This is a genomic window from Nonomuraea guangzhouensis (assembly GCF_019396345.1).
Classification (GTDB): Bacteria; Actinomycetota; Actinomycetes; order Streptosporangiales; family Streptosporangiaceae; genus Nonomuraea; species Nonomuraea guangzhouensis.
The window spans coordinates 95,601-111,214 of record NZ_JAHKRM010000037.1 but is presented as its reverse complement, the minus strand read 5'-3'; the positions used below and the strand labels follow the sequence as shown (position 1 = coordinate 111,214).

Annotated in this window: 12 protein-coding genes; 3 read left to right on the top strand and 9 right to left on the bottom strand. The window is 70.8% G+C overall.

The genetic code is table 11. The annotated features are described in order from the left end of the window. Positions 1–63: 63 nt before the first annotated feature. Together KME78_RS51900 and KME78_RS51895 are read right to left on the bottom strand one after the other, a co-directional pair. Positions 64–324, bottom strand: a complete 261-nt coding sequence (locus KME78_RS51900; protein WP_214633495.1) for a WhiB family transcriptional regulator — start codon at positions 322–324, stop codon at positions 64–66. Positions 325–646: 322 nt separating this feature from the next. Continuing rightward, positions 647–2,572, bottom strand: a complete 1,926-nt coding sequence (locus tag KME78_RS51895; protein WP_219537419.1) for a hypothetical protein — start codon at positions 2,570–2,572, stop codon at positions 647–649. A gap of 193 nt (positions 2,573–2,765) precedes the next feature. Between KME78_RS51895 and cofD the strand changes: the two genes are divergently transcribed. From cofD to KME78_RS51880, 3 genes are all read left to right on the top strand, one after another. Next, on the top strand, positions 2,766–3,704 hold the full coding sequence (cofD, locus tag KME78_RS51890) for a 2-phospho-L-lactate transferase (RefSeq protein WP_219537418.1): 939 nt from the start codon (positions 2,766–2,768) through the stop codon (positions 3,702–3,704). Continuing rightward, the gene (locus KME78_RS51885) at positions 3,701–4,987 is read left to right on the top strand and encodes a coenzyme F420-0:L-glutamate ligase (RefSeq protein ID WP_219537417.1); all 1,287 of its coding nucleotides are present in this window, start codon (positions 3,701–3,703) and stop codon (positions 4,985–4,987) included. Before cofD ends, KME78_RS51885 begins: the two co-directional genes overlap by 4 nt. Positions 4,988–5,064: 77 nt before the next feature. Then, entirely contained in the window at positions 5,065–5,796 is a 732-nt protein-coding gene (locus KME78_RS51880) for a lytic polysaccharide monooxygenase (protein ID WP_219537416.1), read from the top strand. Positions 5,797–5,836: 40 nt separating this feature from the next. On the opposite strand, the gene KME78_RS51875 is transcribed toward KME78_RS51880, so the two are convergent. From KME78_RS51875 to KME78_RS51845, 7 genes are all read right to left on the bottom strand, one after another. Beyond that, complete coding sequence (locus KME78_RS51875; protein WP_308127450.1) at positions 5,837–7,582, bottom strand: substrate-binding and VWA domain-containing protein; 1,746 nt, start codon at positions 7,580–7,582, stop codon at positions 5,837–5,839. 79 nt (positions 7,583–7,661) lie between these two features. After that, positions 7,662–10,346, bottom strand: a complete 2,685-nt coding sequence (locus KME78_RS51870) for a bifunctional FO biosynthesis protein CofGH (RefSeq protein WP_219537415.1) — start codon at positions 10,344–10,346, stop codon at positions 7,662–7,664. A 48-nt stretch (positions 10,347–10,394) separates the two neighbouring features. Next, complete coding sequence (locus KME78_RS51865; RefSeq protein ID WP_219537449.1) at positions 10,395–11,288, bottom strand: DNA-3-methyladenine glycosylase family protein; 894 nt, start codon at positions 11,286–11,288, stop codon at positions 10,395–10,397. A gap of 241 nt (positions 11,289–11,529) precedes the next feature. Then, the gene (gene manB / locus KME78_RS51860; protein WP_246654308.1) at positions 11,530–12,609 is read right to left on the bottom strand and encodes a mannose-1-phosphate guanylyltransferase; all 1,080 of its coding nucleotides are present in this window, start codon (positions 12,607–12,609) and stop codon (positions 11,530–11,532) included. A gap of 32 nt (positions 12,610–12,641) precedes the next feature. Beyond that, a complete protein-coding gene (locus tag KME78_RS51855; protein WP_246654302.1) occupies positions 12,642–13,760 on the bottom strand; it encodes a glycosyltransferase family 4 protein in 1,119 nt (372 codons plus the stop codon). A 94-nt stretch (positions 13,761–13,854) separates the two neighbouring features. Further along, positions 13,855–14,712: a lysylphosphatidylglycerol synthase domain-containing protein gene (locus KME78_RS51850; protein ID WP_219537414.1), complete on the bottom strand. Its 858-nt coding sequence runs from the start codon at positions 14,710–14,712 to the stop codon at positions 13,855–13,857. Between the two features lie 38 nt (positions 14,713–14,750). After that, positions 14,751–15,578 (bottom strand): class I SAM-dependent methyltransferase, encoded by an 828-nt coding sequence (locus KME78_RS51845; protein WP_219537413.1) that lies wholly within the window; start codon positions 15,576–15,578, stop codon positions 14,751–14,753. Positions 15,579–15,614: the final 36 nt, after the last annotated feature.

The following is a 15,614-nucleotide window of genomic DNA, read 5'->3' as shown; positions in this document are numbered from 1 at the left end:
GCGCCCACCATACATGCGAAAAAGGGTCACACGGCAGACCGCGTGACCCCTTCTCTTATATCCCTAAACGGCCTCTCGCTTGATCCTTCTGCGCTCCCGCTCGGACAGCCCACCCCAGATGCCGAACCGCTCATCGTGTTCGAGTGCGTACTCAAGGCACTCCGCACGTACTTCGCACGATCGGCAGACCTTCTTGGCCTCTCGGGTGGAGCCGCCTTTCTCCGGGAAGAACGCCTCCGGATCCGTCTGAGCGCACAACGCACGCTCCTGCCAGCCGAGTTCTTCAGCGTCAAGCTCATCTTGTGCGATGACCAGATCGGTCACTGCACACCTCCCTGCCGCCCGCCCGCAATGGAGCCCCCCATGGAACGCCTTCCTTACTACCCACCCACAGGAAGGCGTAACAACATGGTTGTAATTACACGCGTGTGCCGTACGTGGAGTCAAGCGGCATGCCGGTATCCGGGGAAAGACCAGATCTCGCCCCGGTGTGCATGGCATGTGATGTTCGCACCCCGGCCTACGCCCTCGATCCGTGGCTCTGGCCTGGTGTATTGGAACGTCTGTCAGCGGTCCGAACCGTACCAGGGCAGGAAAGACACCCGCCCGTGGCCCACCTTCTCTCTAGCCGTGCTTTAACGGACTCTTACCTGCGTGGCTCGTTAGGGGCGTATATGGCCGTGGGGTCGATCGGGTCGTCTCCCTGCCCGGGCGCACCGCCCAGCGCGTCGCCCTGGAACATCGACTGGTCGAGCCGGACCGTCGCCTCGGTCGGGGGCTCGTTCCACCGCGCCGCCTGGTGGTGCGGCTGGTAGGGCTGCGGCTCGTACTGGGCCGGTTGGGGCTCGTACTGGGCCTGGTGGGCCGGGGGTTGGGCCTGGTGGGCGGGGGGTTGCGGCGGGTAGCCCGGCTGCTGGAGCTGCTGCGGGTGGCCGAAGGGGTCGTCGTACGGACTGGCCTGCTGCTGGCTCGCGTAGTCGGGGACGCGGAGGTCGGGGGCGCCGCTGTTCGCCGAGTGCTGGTACGTCTCGGCCTGCTGGTAGGCGTCCAGGAGTTGCTGGGAACGCGGGTCCACCGGCGGGTCGGGCTCCTGGTAGGCGGCCGGGGTGGCGTACTCCTGGCCCGAGAAGCCGGTGAAGGGCTGGCCCTGCGGCTGGTCGAAGGCGTTGGGAACGTAGGGCTGCTGGCCGAACAGGGGCTGCTGCTGCGACGCGGGTGGGGGCTGGTCGGTCGGCGCCCATGGGTTCGGCTGGTTGTCGATGGGGGCGAAGGGGTTGGGCGGGTTCGCTGCCGGGGCGTACGCGTTGGGCTGGCTGTCGACGGTCTGGTAGCCGTCGGCCGGGGCGTAGGTGTTCGGTGGGGTCGCCGCCGGGGCGTACGCGTTGGGCTGACTGTCCGCGGTCTGGTAGCCGTTCGCCGGGCTGTCGGCCGGAGCGTAGGCGTTCGGCTGGCTGTCGGCCGGGGCGTAGGCATTCGGCTGGCTGTCCGCGGGGACGTACGGGACCGCCTGGTTGTCCGGTGTGTTGTACGGCTGCGCGAAGGCGTTCGGCTCGCTGTCCGCGGGGACGTAGGGGGCGGGCTGGTACTCGGGCTTCGGCTGGGAGAAGCTCGGATCCGTCTGGCCGAAGCCGGGCTGGGGCTGGGGGAAGCCCTGGTCCGGCTGGCCCTGGTTCTGGTCGGCTGTGGCGGGGAACGCGGCGGTGGCCGGCTGGGGCGTCGAGGCCGGCTGGCCGTAACCGGGCTGCTCAGACTGGCCACCGTAGCTGGGCGGCTGCGGGACATAGCCAGGCTGCTCCACCGGACCGCCATAGCTCGGCGGCTGCGGGACGTAACCCGGCTGCCCCACCGGAGCGCCCTGGCCGTCCGGCTGACCGCCAACGCTGGGCGGCTGCTGGCCATAAGCAGGCTGCTCCACCGGACCGCCGTAGCTGGGCGGCTGCGGGACGTAGCCGGGCTGCTCGGGCGCGCCACCATAGCTCGGCGGCTGCTGGCCGTAGCTCTGCTGCTCCGCCGGACCCCCGGCGAAAGGCGGTTGCTCGCCGTACGGCTGCTGCAAGGGGGGTTGCTGACCGTAGGGGGCGTTGGGGAACTGCTGGCCGTACCCCTGCTGGGGCTGGACGGCAGGGCGGTCGGGGAGGACCAGGGGAAGCAGGTAGACCAGCGCGATGCCCGTCAGGGCGAGCACCGGCACGCCCCTGAGCCCGAACTCCGCCGTCAACCGCGCCCCGTTGCCCGCGAAGAGCCCGAGCACCAACGTGATCGCACCGAACAGCGTGGCGATGCCGAGCATGGCCGCCGCGCCGAACGCGACCGGCTTGGCCTGGGGCGACGGTGGGCCGACCTTGGTGAGCAGCAGCACCGAGCCGAGGAGCAGCGCGGTCGTGACGGGGCTGGTGAAGTTCCCGAAGTTGCTGAAGGCGCGGTCGGCGAAGGAGAGGGCGAGTTCGCCGGACAGCGAGGCCGAGGAGCTGACGAGCACCTTGCCGATGGCCACGAGGATGTTCAGCCCGCCGCCGGCGAGCATGAGCCAGGCGGCCGGCTCCCTCAACCGGGTGACGTCAAGTTTGCTCACAAGTACCCCCATCGGACCCTTTAGCCCGAAGGGAGTGTGCCACATCGCCGCCTTTGACGGCGGAGGTCCCAGCAACCTCTTACGTGCTAGACGTCCCAGTTAGGCCCTATTTGCTGGGTTTTTCGGAGACCGAAGCGTTGTAAAGCTGGCTCCCGCGACAGGCGTGTCGGAGGCCCCTGCAAGACTGGTCCGCATGCACATCGTGTCCCTCGCCGGCGGCATCGGCGGCGCCCGCTTCCTGCGTGGCCTGCGGGCGACGGCCCCCGACGCCCAGATCACCGTCATCGGCAACACGGGTGACGACATCACCCTGTTCGGCCTGCGCGTCTGCCCCGACCTCGACACCGTCATGTACACCCTGGGCGGCGGCATCGACGAGGAGCAGGGCTGGGGCCGCGCCAAGGAGTCCCACGCCGTCAAGGAGGAGCTGGCGGCCTACGGGGTCGAGCCGCAGTGGTTCGGGCTGGGCGACCGCGACTTCGCCACGCACATCGTCCGGTCCCAGATGCTGGAGGCCGGCTACTCCCTCTCCCAGATCACCGAGGCGCTCTGCGCGCGCTGGCAGCCGGGCGTGCGGCTGCTGCCGATGAGCGACGAGCGCTGCGAGACGCACGTGGTCATCTCCGACGAGCGCGGGCGGCGGGCGATCCACTTCCAGGAGTGGTGGGTACGACTGCGCGCCTCCATCCCCGCCGAGTCGATCGCGCTGGTCGGGGTCGAGACCGCCAAGCCCGCCCCGGGCGTGCTGGAGGCCATCGCCGAGGCCGACGTGGTGATCCTGCCGCCGTCCAACCCGGTGGTGAGCATCGGCACGATCCTGCAGGTGCCGGGCATCCGCGACGCGCTGCTGGCCAAGACCGTGGTGGGCGTCTCCCCCATCATCGGCGGGGCGCCGGTGCGCGGCATGGCCGACGCCTGCCTCACCGCGATCGGCGTCGAGACGAGCGCCCAGGCGGTGCTCGACCTGTACGGCGCGGAGCTGATCGACGGCTGGCTGGTCGCCGAGGAGGACTCCGGCGTCACCCTCGACGGGGTCACGGTGGCGGCCCGGCCACTGATCATGCATGACGCCGACGCGACGGCCGACATCGCACGCGCCGCCCTCGACCTGGCCCTGGAGCTCGCCCGATGACCCTGACAAACACTGGGCGGGTCGAGGTCTTCGGAGTTCAGGGGATCGGCGAGGTGCGGCCCGGTGACGACATCGCGGCCCTTCTCGGCGGTGCCGACCTGCGCGACGGCGACATCCTCGTCATCACCTCCAAGATCGTGAGCAAGGCCGAGGGCCGCGTCCGGCAGGCCCCCGACCGCGCGGCCGCCATCGCCGACGAGACCGAGCGCGTCGTGGCCAGGCGCGGCGACACCGTCATCTCGCAGACCCGCCACGGCTTCGTCATGGCCGCAGCCGGGGTCGACGCCTCCAACACCGCCCCCGGCACGGTCCTGCTGCTCCCCGAGGACTCCGACGCCTCCGCCCGCCGCGTCAGGGCGGCTCTGGCGGCTCGCGCGCGGGTGGGCGTGATCGTCTCCGACACGTTCGGCCGCCCATGGCGCCACGGCCTGACCGACGTGGCCATCGGCGCCGCGGGCGTGACCCCGCTCGAAGACCTGCGCGGCGGCACCGACACTCACGGCAACCCGCTCAACGCCACCGTCACCGCCCTGATCGACGAGATCGCCGCCGCCGCCGAGCTGGTCAAGGGCAAGCTCGCCGGCGTGCCCGTGGCCGTCGTACGCGGCCTGTCCCACCTGGTGACCGAGGAGGACGGGCCGGGTGTCCGGGCGCTGGTCCGCCCGGCCGACGAGGACCTGTTCCGCTACGGCTCGCGGGACGTGGTGTTCGCCCGCCGTACGATCAGGGAGTTCTCCGCCGACCCCGTGGACCCCGACGCGGTACGCCGGGCGGTGGCGGCGGGCATCGCCGCCCCGGCGCCGCATCACACGACCCCTTGGCGGTTCGTGCTCGTCGAGTCGGCGGAGACGAAGGTGAAGCTGCTCGACGCGATGCGCGACGCCTGGATCGCCGACCTGCGGGCCGACGGGTTCACCGAGCAGTCGATCACCAAGCGGATCAGGCGCGGCGACGTGCTGCGCAACGCCCCCTATCTGGTCGTGCCGTGCCTGGTGATGGAGGGCTCCCACACCTACCGTGACGACCGGCGCAACGCCTCCGAGCGTGAGATGTTCATCGTGGCGACGGGCGCGGGCGTCGAGAACTTCCTCATCCAGCTCGCCGTGGAGGGGCTCGGCTCGGCGTGGGTGTCGTCCACGATGTTCTGCCGCCCGGTGGTGCGCGAGGTGCTCGACCTGCCGGAGTCGTGGGACCCGATGGGCTGCGTCGCGGTGGGCCACGCCGCGGCACCGCCCCGTGACCGCCCGCCCCGCGATCCGCAGGACTTCATCCTGACGCGCTGACAGGCAGTCAATGGCCATTTACCGTTAATAAAGTTTCCTTTACATTCGGAGCATCCCCCCATGTAAAGGAGCAATCCATGCGAAGGATGCTCACGTTACTCACCGTGGCGGTGATCTCGATCGCCGCCACGGTCTTCGTCGCCCAGCCGGCCCTGGCGCACGGCTACATCAACTCACCGCCCAGCCGCCAGGCGTTCTGCGCGCAGGGCAAGGTGCCCGACTGCGGCGAGATCATCTACGAGCCGCAGAGCGTGGAAGGACCGAAGGGGCTGCGTAACTGCCACGGCAATGTCGCCCGGTTCGCCCAGCTCAGCGACGAGAGCAAGCCCTGGCCCGTCACGTCGGTCAGCAACACGGTGACCTTCAACTGGACGCTCACCGCCAGGCACGCCACCAGCACCTGGGAGTACTACATCGGCAACACCAAGGTCGCCTCGTTCAACCAGGGAGGCGCCCAGCCACCGGCGACGCTCTCCCACACCGTGAACTTCGCCGGCTACACCGGCCGGCAGAAGGTCCTGGCGATCTGGAACGTCGCCGACACGCCCAACGCCTTCTACGCCTGCGTCGACCTGAAGTTCGGCGGAGGAGGCGGGACCCCGACCCCCACACCGACGCCGACCCCCACGCCGACTCCCACGCCGACCCCGACCCCGACCGTGCCGAGCGGCACCTGGGCGCCGAATGTCGCGTACTCGGTGGGCGCGGTGGTCACCTACGCCGGGCTGTCGTACAAGTGCATCCAGGCGCACACCTCGCTCCCCGGCTGGGAGCCGCCGAACGTGCCCGCGCTCTGGCAGCGCCTCTAGCCCACCGACGAGGGGGCGCCGGGGTCCCGGCGCCCCCTCGTCACGTGCTTGGCTTGCAGGTGGGGTGGCACAAGCGGCGGGCCAGCGCGGCGAGGAAGACGTCGATGATCTCGTCGGGCTGCTGGGCGACGTGCAGGGAGCCGTTCGTGGCGGCCGTGATGCCGGACAGGCTGGCCCGGTCCACATTGCCGAAGGCGATGATGACGATCTGGATGGGCTTGTTGGGGTTCCACTCCTGGTGGAGCTTGTCGAGAAGCTGCGGCAGCCTGGTGCCGCGGCCGTCGTCCTTGCCCGCGGTGATCACCAGGAGCGTGTTGTTCATCTCCTCGCGATAGTGGGCGGCGACCTCGTGGAAGCCGCCGAGTATCGCGTCATAGAGCGAGCTGTCGCGGTCGGGATGCGCGGTGATCGTGGTGGTGAGCTCGTCGAGCACGCTCCTGCGGACCAGCTGGCCGGTCTCGGGGCGGTTGATCGGCCCGAGCCCGACGCGCGGCTGGTAGCCCTTGGCCTGCCCGAGCCCGTCGGCGAACTCCCACAACCCCATGTGCGTGGAGTCGGGGAAGAGCCGTAACCCGGTCTTGGCCGCGGCCAGCGCGACGCCCAGCCGAGTGGTGTTCTTCAGCTTCTCGGCCATGTGCTTGGAGGTGTCGGCCAGCACCAGGATGTTCGTCGGCGGCGCCAGCCTGCTCCATGCCTGCAGGGCCTCGTCGATGTCCTCGGGCGAGACCGAGGGCCTGGTCTTCGGGGTGCCCGTCGGGATCTCCGGCCCCGGCGAGACCGGGCCCAGCGTGCCGTCGCCCGAGTGGAACCCGGCCCGCCGTACGAGATCCTGGGCCTCGGAGCCGCGCAGCCAGTCGGCGAAGAGGGTCGAGGCCTCGGCGACCGTGGGGTCGGTGGCGGTGACGACGTACGGGTAGTCGAGGTTGATCGTGCCCTCGCGCGGGCGCAGCGCGACGACCGGGTCGGCCGAGGCCTGCCGGTTGTGCGTCCACACCGACTGCTCGGGCACGATGACCACCGGCCGCTTCCAGAACGTGTGGTCGTCCACGGCGGCCAGCATCGAGCGGTAGTCGGGCGCCGAGCCCGCCTGCGCCCAGCGGACGAACGCGGTCAGCGCCTTGTCGGCCTCGGGCCCGTTGCCCACGACGTCCCTGGCGGCGGCGACCGTGGCGATGCCCGCGCCGGCCAGCGACGGGTCGGGCACCCGCACGATGTCGGGCTCGTTCGCGTTGGGCGTGAGCCGCCCCCGTACGGTCGAGGGGAAGACCATCCGCCAGTTCATCTCGGTCTTGCCGACGGAGAAGCGCTGCGCCAGCGAGGACCGCGTGGCGAACACCAGCGGCGACGTCGCCACCACGCTCTCACCCGCCGGTAACGCGCTCGCGCCCTGCTTGCGGGCCAGCCGGATCCAGGCGGAGGAGTCGGCGATCCAGCCGTCCGGCCGCTCGCGCAGCACACCCGCCCGGTCGCCGATCAGCGTGCGCAGCACGGTGGCCGGGGGCTGCTCGGTGACCTGGACGAGCACGCACCGGCTGCCGACCGTGTTCTTCTCGTCGTTGAACCGTCCGGCCGCCTCCATGGCCGCCGGAGCCACGTCCACCGCGGCGGCCACGCTGACCAGAACAGGCTCTCGTGTCGAGCACAGCGCGCCACCCCCGCCGAAGATCACGACCACGGTGGCGGTGACGATGGCCAGCGCCGCCGCCCCCGCCAGCAGGCCGCGTTGCAGTGCCTTCCTGCGGCGCTGCTCGGCTGGCAGCGCTGCGCGGTGTCGACCCAGCCGCACGGTGCACCTCTCTCCGGGGACTGCCGATTCTCCCAGCGCCGCCCACGACTGGCGCAAGAGTCGGTAGAACTTGTTATATCTAAGCCATTGGGAGTACCCGCCTGACGCTCTGGCAGACACCGTCGCTCGCCGCCGACGCGGCCAGCCGCTCGCCGTCCGGGTGGCCGTACTCCGTCGTCCGCTGCCTGACCGGCCGGCCGGTGACCTCGACCATCGCGCGCAGCTCGCTGATCGTCTTGTACGAGCCGTTCTCCGACCCGGCCATGCGGCTGATGGTCTCCTCCATCAGCGTGCCGCCGAGGTCGTTCACCCCGCCCTGGAGCACCTGGTGGCACAGGTCGTCCTGGAGCTTGACCCAGGAGCACTGGATGTTCGCGATGGCGCCGTGCAGCAGGATTCTGGCCAGCGCGTGCACGGCCCGGTTCTCCTGCGCGGTCGGCCCCGGCCGGGCGACGCCCGCCAGGTAGATCGGCGAGCTGGTGTGCACGAACGGCAGCAGCACGAACTCCGAGAATCCGCCGGTCTCCTCCTGCAGCCGCCTGATCAGCTTGATGTGCCTGACCCAGTGGACGTGGGTGTCCACGTGGCCGTACATCATCGTGGACGTGGTCGGGATGCCCACCCGGTGCGCGGTGGTGATGACGTCGATCCACTCCCTGGTGGGCAGCTTGCCCTTGGTGAGCACCCAGCGGACGTCGTCGTCGAGGATCTCCGCCGCCGTGCCCGGCAGCGAGTCGACGCCCGCCTCCTTGGCGGCGTGCAGCCAGTCCTCGATGGAGAGGTTCGTCCGGCTGGCGCCGTTGATGACCTCCATCGGGGAGAACGCGTGCACATGCATGCCCGGCGTCCTGGCCTTGACCGCCTTGGCGAGGTCGAAGTAGGCGGTGCCCGGAAGGTCGGGGTGGATGCCGCCCTGCATGCACACCTCGGTCGCCCCGGCCCGCCACGCCTCCTCGGCGCGGTCGGCCACCTGGTCGAGGCTCAGCGTGTAGGCGTCGGCATCGGTCCTGCGCTGGGCGAACGCGCAGAAGCGGCAGCCGGTGTAGCAGACGTTGGTGAAGTTGATGTTCCTGTTGACGACGTACGTCACCTCGTCGCCGACCGCTTGCCGGCGCAGGTCGTCGGCGATACGGGCCAGCTCGTCGAGCGCGCCGCCGTCGGCCGACAGCAACGCCACGGCCTCGGCCTCACTCAACCCGGCCGGATCCGCCTCCGCCCGCCGCAACGCCGCCCGCACTTCAGACGGCGTGTGCCCGCCGGTCGCCCGCGCGGCGTGCTCCCCCTGCCCGGGAGCGGGTACGGCCTGCTCTCCCTGATCCGGTACGGCGGCCCGCTCTCCCGGCGCCGGTGCGGCGAGGAGGTGGTCGGCGGTGGGCGGCGCAATGCGTGCGGCGGGATCCAGGCGTTCGCGCAGTGCCTCCCAGTCGCCGTAGACGTTGTCGAAGTCGTCCCGCCGATCATTGGTCCGGCCCAAGGTGTCCACTTCGACGTGCAGGTCCACCCGCCCCGAAGCCGCGAATCCCCCATCGGGCTCCTGCCAGGGAAGCCCCCGCAACACCGCGTCCTCCCGAGCCAGCCCGGTGACCGGATCCGCCAACGCCGCCACATGCCCGAACAGCCGAGGATCCAGCCAAGGCTCCCCCGCCAACACATATTCCGGATAAATCGTCAGCCGCTCCCGCAGCACGAACCCCGCCTCCCTGGTCCGCGCCGCCAGGTCGTCGATCTGCGGCCATGGCCGTTCCGGGTTGACGTGGTCGGGCGTCAGCGGAGACACCCCGCCCCAGTCGTCGATCCCCGCCCGGATCATCAGCTCGTACTCCGCGTCGACCAGATTGGGCGGCGCCTGCAGCCGCACCCGGGGCCCCAGCACGAGCCGGGCGACCGCGATCGTGGCGGCCAGTTCCTGCAGGTCGGCGTCGGGCAGGCCGCGCATGGCGGTGTGGGGCTTGGCGCGGAAGTTCTGCACGATGACCTCCTGGACACCGCCGTACTCGCGCGCCACCCGCCGGATCGCGAAGATCGACTCGGCCCGGTCCTCGATGGTCTCGCCGATGCCGATCAGGATCCCGGTGGTGAACGGCACGTTCGAGCGGCCCGCGTCCTCCAGCACGCGCAGGCGTACCGCCGGGTCCTTGTCGGGAGAGCCGTAGTGGGCGGCCCCCTTCTCCTCGAACAGCCGCCGCGAGGTCGTCTCCAGCATCATGCCCATCGACGGCGCGACCGGCTTGAGCCGCTGCAGGTCGCGCCAGCTCAGCACGCCGGGGTTCAGGTGCGGGAGCAGCCCTGTCTCCTCGAGCACCCTGATCGACATCGCGCGTACGTACGACAGCGTGTCGTCGTAACCGTGCGCGTCGAGCCACTCGCGGGCCTGGTGCCAGCGGTCCTCGGGCCGGTCCCCCAGCGTGAACAGCGCCTCCTTGCACCCCATCGCCGCACCCTGCCTGGCGATCTCCAGCACCTCGTCGGGGCTCAGGAACGGCGCGGGCAACTTGTTCGGCGCGGTCGCGAACGTGCAGTAACCACAACGGTCCCGGCAAAGCCTGGTCAGCGGGATGAACACCTTCCTGCTGTAGGTGATGACCCCCTCCCGACCGATCGCCGTCAACCCGGCATCACGGACTCGCGAGGCGTGTTCGAGCAGCGTGTCAAGGTGTTCATCGCGGGCGTGGAGCAGCACGGCGGCCTCGGCGACGTCGAGGGTCTTGCCATCGCGGGCCCGGGCGAGAGCACGGCGAAGTGCGGATTCACTGACGAGACTCATAACGGGCACACTACGTGGGCTGAGTTCGCGGCCCGCACCTAGGGCAGGTCAGAAGGCCCGGTAGTCGCGGACTGGCATGCGCGGACCACGCGCGGGCGGGCGCAGCCCGGTGAGGTAGATCAGGACGGTCGCCCGGTGCCGGTGCCCCTTGTACGGCTCCAGCAGCCGCAGCATGCCCGGATCGTCGGTCTTCTCGCCGGTCAGCGCGTAGCCCACCAGCTTGGCCAGGTGGAAGTCGCCCACGCTCACGGCGTCGGGATCACCGAAGGCCCGCTGACGCACCTCCGCCGACGTCCACACCCCGATCCCCGGCAGGGCCCGCAGCAGTCGGTCGAGCTCCTCACTGGTGGCGGCGGCCTCCAGCTTGGCGGCGTGCCAGGCGGCGGTGGCGATGGTCCTGGCGCGTACGGCCTCGGCGCCGGCCTTGTGCCAGTGCCAGGAGGGCACCGCCCGCCACACACTCGCCTCGGGCACGACCCGCATCCCTTCGGGCGCGGGTCCCGGGGCGGGCTCCCCGTAGTGGTTCAGCAACCACCGCCAGGCCCGCCAGGCCTCACGCCCGACGACCTTCTGTTCGAGCACGGCAGGCACCAGCGCCTCCATGACCCGGCCGGTCCTGCCGATCCGCAGCCCCGCGTGCTTCCTGGCCACGTCCTCCAGCACAGCGTGCCGGACGCTGAACCCCGACGCGTCGTCCTCGGCCCCGAGCAGCGCGGGCAGCTCCTCAAGCAGCCACTCGGCGCCCGGCCCCCATGCCTGTCCGCACACACTGCCCGTCCGCACGCTCACCCGCAGCGTGCCGGGCCCATCGGGGGTACGGGAGGTGCGCCAGACGGCACCGTCATGCGTGGCCCGCCAGGTCGGGTCACCGGTGCCACGCCGGTGCGGCCCCAACACGAGACCCACATCCAGCGCCCCCTCAGGCACCCACCAACGCTCCATCACCCGACCAGTCTGCCGCCCGATTCCACCTCCGGGTGCCCGGGCCCGTCATGAGGCGCCGCCCGAGCCCGCCTCGGGGCGCCAGGGGCCCGTCCGCCTCGGGGTGCCGGGGGTCCCTGTCACGGGCGCGCGTATCGGCGCCCGGCCGCGTGCGGGCTCAGCGGCCGTATTCCTGGAGGCCCCCAGCCCTGTACGGCGGGTGGCGGGTGCCCACCGCTTGCCGTACAGGAAAAAAATTGGGTTAGACGTCGCTCGAATAACGGACAGCACGCTCAGGCAGCTCGATGCCCGGCCAGATCCGCACCCCCGCCTGGAGCTCGTTGCCCGCGCCCACCACCGCGCCGTCACCGATCACCGCGTCGCACACCACCGCCCCCGCGCACACCCGCGCCCCCCGGCCCACCACCGAGTCCGTGACGGTCGCGCCCGAGTGGATCACGCAGTCGTCGCTCAGCACGCTGCCCATCACCGAGGCCCCCGCCTCGACCACGGCCCGCGCGCCCACCGTGGAGCCGCCCTGCACCTTGGCCTCCGGCGAGACCACCGCGCCGTCGAGCACCAGGTATTCGCCCGTCGGGCCGGGCAGGGCAGGCGAGGCCAGCCGGCCGAGCACCAGGTCGCGTGAGCCGCGGACGAAGGCGGCGGGCGTGCCGACGTCGAGCCAGTAGGTGCGGTCGGCGTAGCCCAGCACGAGCTCGCCCGACTCAATGAGCCCCGGGAAGGTCTGCCGCTCGACCGACACGACCTCGCCCCGGGGGATCTGGTCGATGACCGAGCGGGTGAACACGTAGCAGCCCGCGTTGATGCGGTTGGTCACCGGGTTGGGCGTCTTCTCCAGGAAGGCCGTCACCCGCCCGTCGTCGTCGGTGGGCACGCAGCCGAACCGGGTCGGGTCGTCGACCTCTGTCAAATGGAGCGTTACAGCGGCAGATCGCCGCAGGTGAGTGCGTATCTGGTCACCGATGTCATGACCCGACAGAATGTCGCCGTTGAGGATGAGCACGGGGTCGTCGGGACCCGAGCCGAGCGCCTCGGCGGCATTGCGGATCGCCCCGCCGGTGCCGAGCGGCGTCTCCTCCGTCATGTATTCGATCGAGAGCCCGAACGCGGACCCGTCGCCGAAGACCGGCTCGAACATCGATGCTTTGTACGAGGTCGCGAAGACGATCCGGCGAACCCCGAAGGATCGGGCCCGGGCCAGCTGGTGTGCCAGGAACGGCACTCCGGCGGTGGGCAACAGCGGCTTGGGCGTGCCCAGTGTCAGCGGACGCAGGCGCGTGCCCTGCCCCCCGACCAGGAGGATCGCCTCGAGGTCCGGCAAAGAGCTCTCCATCACTCGGTGAGGTTATCTGACTATTCAATTGCGCGTTGATAAGAACTGAGATGCGCCTCCACGGACGCCTGCCAGGTGAATTCGCGGGCCCTGGCCAGACCGGCCTCGCGGAGCTGCCGCCGCCGTTCGGGGGAGGCGAGCAGCCGGCCCAGCTCACTGGCGATGCTGTCGGCGTCGGGCTCGGTGTAGGCAACGGCGTCGCCGCCCACCTCGGGCAGCGAGGTGCGGTGCGTGGTGAGCACCGGCGCGCCGCAGGCCATCGCCTCCAGCACGGGCAGCCCGAAGCCCTCGCCGCGCGACGGGAACGCCACCACGGCCGCCCCGCCGAGGAACCCCGGCAGGTCAGGAACGCGCAGGTAACCCGGCCGCACCACCTTGACCGTGGCCTCGACCTCCCGGCAGGCGGCGTCGACGTCATCCTCGTGGACCCCGCCGCCGAGCACCAGCGCGGGCGGCTTGTCGAGGCTCTTGACGGCCATGGCGAAGCCGCGGATGAGGTTTGGCACGTTCTTGCGCGGGTCGAGCGTGCCCAGGAAGGCCACGTACGACTGACCGTGCAGGCCGCACCTGGTGGCCGCGCGGAGCATCTCGATCTCGTCCGGCGGGTGGAAGAGCTGCTGGTCGACACCGTGGTAGGCGACGTCGATGCGGGTCGGATCAGCGGCGAGCACCCGGACCAGCTCGTCCCTCGTCGCCTTGGACGGCACGATCACGCGGGTGGCGTGACGTACGGAGGTGCGGGTGGCGGACCGGAAGAACGACGCCCGGACCGCGCTGTGCTGGTCGGGCTCGGTGAACCAGGTGACGTCGTGCACGGTCACCACAGTGGGCAGGCCCGCGCGGATCGGCATCGAGTAGTAGGGGGCGTGGATGACCTGCGCCCCCGCCTGGCGGGCGAGCAGCGGCACTCCGGTCTGCTCCCAGGCGAGCCTGGCGGCCCGGTTGGTGATGGCGACCGGGCCCGGCATGATCCGCGCCGAGGGCGCAAGCCGCCCATAACGGTCGGCGTCCGCCCGCTGGCAGACCACGGCGAGGTCGGCACCGGCCCGGTCGAGCCCGGCGACGAGCCCGTCCACATATCTGATCAACGCACCGCGGTCTGCGGGGACCGCCGCGGCATCGACGAGCACTCGAGGCATTACGAAGATCTTCTCCCCTCAAGATCAACGTGGGACTTTGTCATCCCCCTCTAGGTTCAGCTTATGACCAGCCTCCCCCAATTCGTGGCCTAAATCACACCGAGTCGCGCCGAGCCGCGATTCCCGCCATACCCGCGCAGATCAGGTCACCAATGACGATGACGATTCGCGATGAAAGAGCCACGGCGATGGCCTGACCCGAGGGCATCACCGGGGACAGCACGCCCACGATGACCACTTCCCGAACACCGGCCCCGGCGGGCACGACGACCGACATGATGCCCAGGCACCACGACAGCGCGAAGGCGCCGATGGCGAAGAGCAGGCCGGCCTGCGGCACGATGAAGTACAGGTGCAGGCCGTAGCAGACCCAGCCGGCCAGGGCCCAGCCGAGCGCGGTGAGCATGCCGCGCCGGGTGAGCGGGTGTTCGAGCGGCTCGCGCTTGAGCCGGCGCAGGCCGAACCCGATCAGCCCGTTGATCACCTTGGGCTCCAGCAGCACCAGCAGCACGGGGACGAGCAGCAGCAGCCAGCCGAACCGGTCCCAGCCGAGCGTGACCAGCGTGACGAGCAGGCCGGTGGCCAGCTGGATCGGCATCGTCAGGAAGAACGCCGCCGCGCTGCGCGGGCGTGGCACACCGAGGTCGCGGCCCATCTCCATCTGGGCGAGCACGGGCCAGACGGCGCCGGGGATGTACTTGCCGAGCTGGCCGACGAAGAACACCTTGGCGGCGGAGCGAAGGGGCAGCGGCGAGCCCAGGTCGGCCAGCAGCGTGCGCCAGGTCATCATGGCGCCCAGCAGCGCGCCCACGACGCCGGCCAGCGAGGCGGCGAGCAGCGGCCAGCTCAGCCGGGCGAACCCGGCGACCACGGCGTCCCACTGCGACGCCACGGCCCACACACCGAACCCGAGTGCGACCAGCAGGAACCCGAACCGCACGACCTTCCGCACAACGGGTGCCTTGCCTGACGTACCGGGTGTGATGGTGCTCACAGCGGGCGGACCCGCTCGGGCGGCTGCGGAAGATCGGCACCGGCCGGGCGCCGGGGCGTCTTCGTCGCCACCCACAGGTAGGTAGGCACGATCGGCAGGAGCAGCCGCAGCACCGCGCGCGGCGTGCGTGCGAGCACGGCCTGCACCAGGCGCCCGAGCGCGCCCGGGAACAGCTCGGACCCGGCGAACCGGGTCGGCGTCGCCAGCACCGGGAAGGTGTAGTCCCACACGTGGAAGGCCCGCAGCATCCTGCGCAGCCCACGCCGGGTGCGGAAGCGCTCGTAGTAGTTGTCGGCGCGACCGGAGGCGCGCACGTAGCGGTCGGCGAGCGCGGGCGGCAGGTACGACAGGAACGGCAGCTTGTAGTGCGGCTCGATGATGCCGAGCCGGTTGCCCAGCCCCAGGTAGAGCACGCCGTCGTCGGACAGCACGCGGTGCATCTCGGCCACCACGGCGTCGGGGTCGACCACGTGCTCGTAGATGTGGTTGAACACCAGCACGTCGACCGAGCCGTCAGGGAACGGCAGCCCGGTGCCGTCGCCGCAGACGAACGCCACCCGCTCGCCGAACCGGTCGGCCGCCTTGCTCAGCCCGGGGACGTCGATGTCGATGCCCAGCGTGTGCTTGGCCCCCGCCCCGGCCAGCTCGTCGGCGATGAACCCGGCCGAGCAGCCGACGTCGCCGACGGTCAGCCCGCCGAGCGAGCCGTGGAAGTGCTCCACCACCGCGATGATCTTCGCGGCCTTGCGCCGGCGCTTCTCCTCGTCGAGCATCGCCGATTGGAACTCGGAGTACTCCAACTGTGCGACCCGTTCCTTACCCACGCCGCCCAACAGTACCCGCGTGTGAGAGGCGGCGCC

Excerpts from the sequence above, each read along its gene's own strand:
- cofD (WP_219537418.1), top strand. The coding sequence starts at position 2,766 with ATGCACATCGTGTCCCTCGCCGGCGGCATCGGCGGCGCCCGCTTCCTG.
- KME78_RS51885 (WP_219537417.1), top strand. The coding sequence starts at position 3,701 with ATGACCCTGACAAACACTGGGCGGGTCGAGGTCTTCGGAGTTCAGGGG.
- KME78_RS51880 (WP_219537416.1), top strand. The coding sequence starts at position 5,065 with ATGCGAAGGATGCTCACGTTACTCACCGTGGCGGTGATCTCGATCGCC.
- KME78_RS51870 (WP_219537415.1), bottom strand. The coding sequence starts at position 10,346 with ATGAGTCTCGTCAGTGAATCCGCACTTCGCCGTGCTCTCGCCCGGGCC.
- KME78_RS51865 (WP_219537449.1), bottom strand. The coding sequence starts at position 11,288 with ATGGAGCGTTGGTGGGTGCCTGAGGGGGCGCTGGATGTGGGTCTCGTG.
- KME78_RS51855 (WP_246654302.1), bottom strand. The coding sequence starts at position 13,760 with ATGCCTCGAGTGCTCGTCGATGCCGCGGCGGTCCCCGCAGACCGCGGT.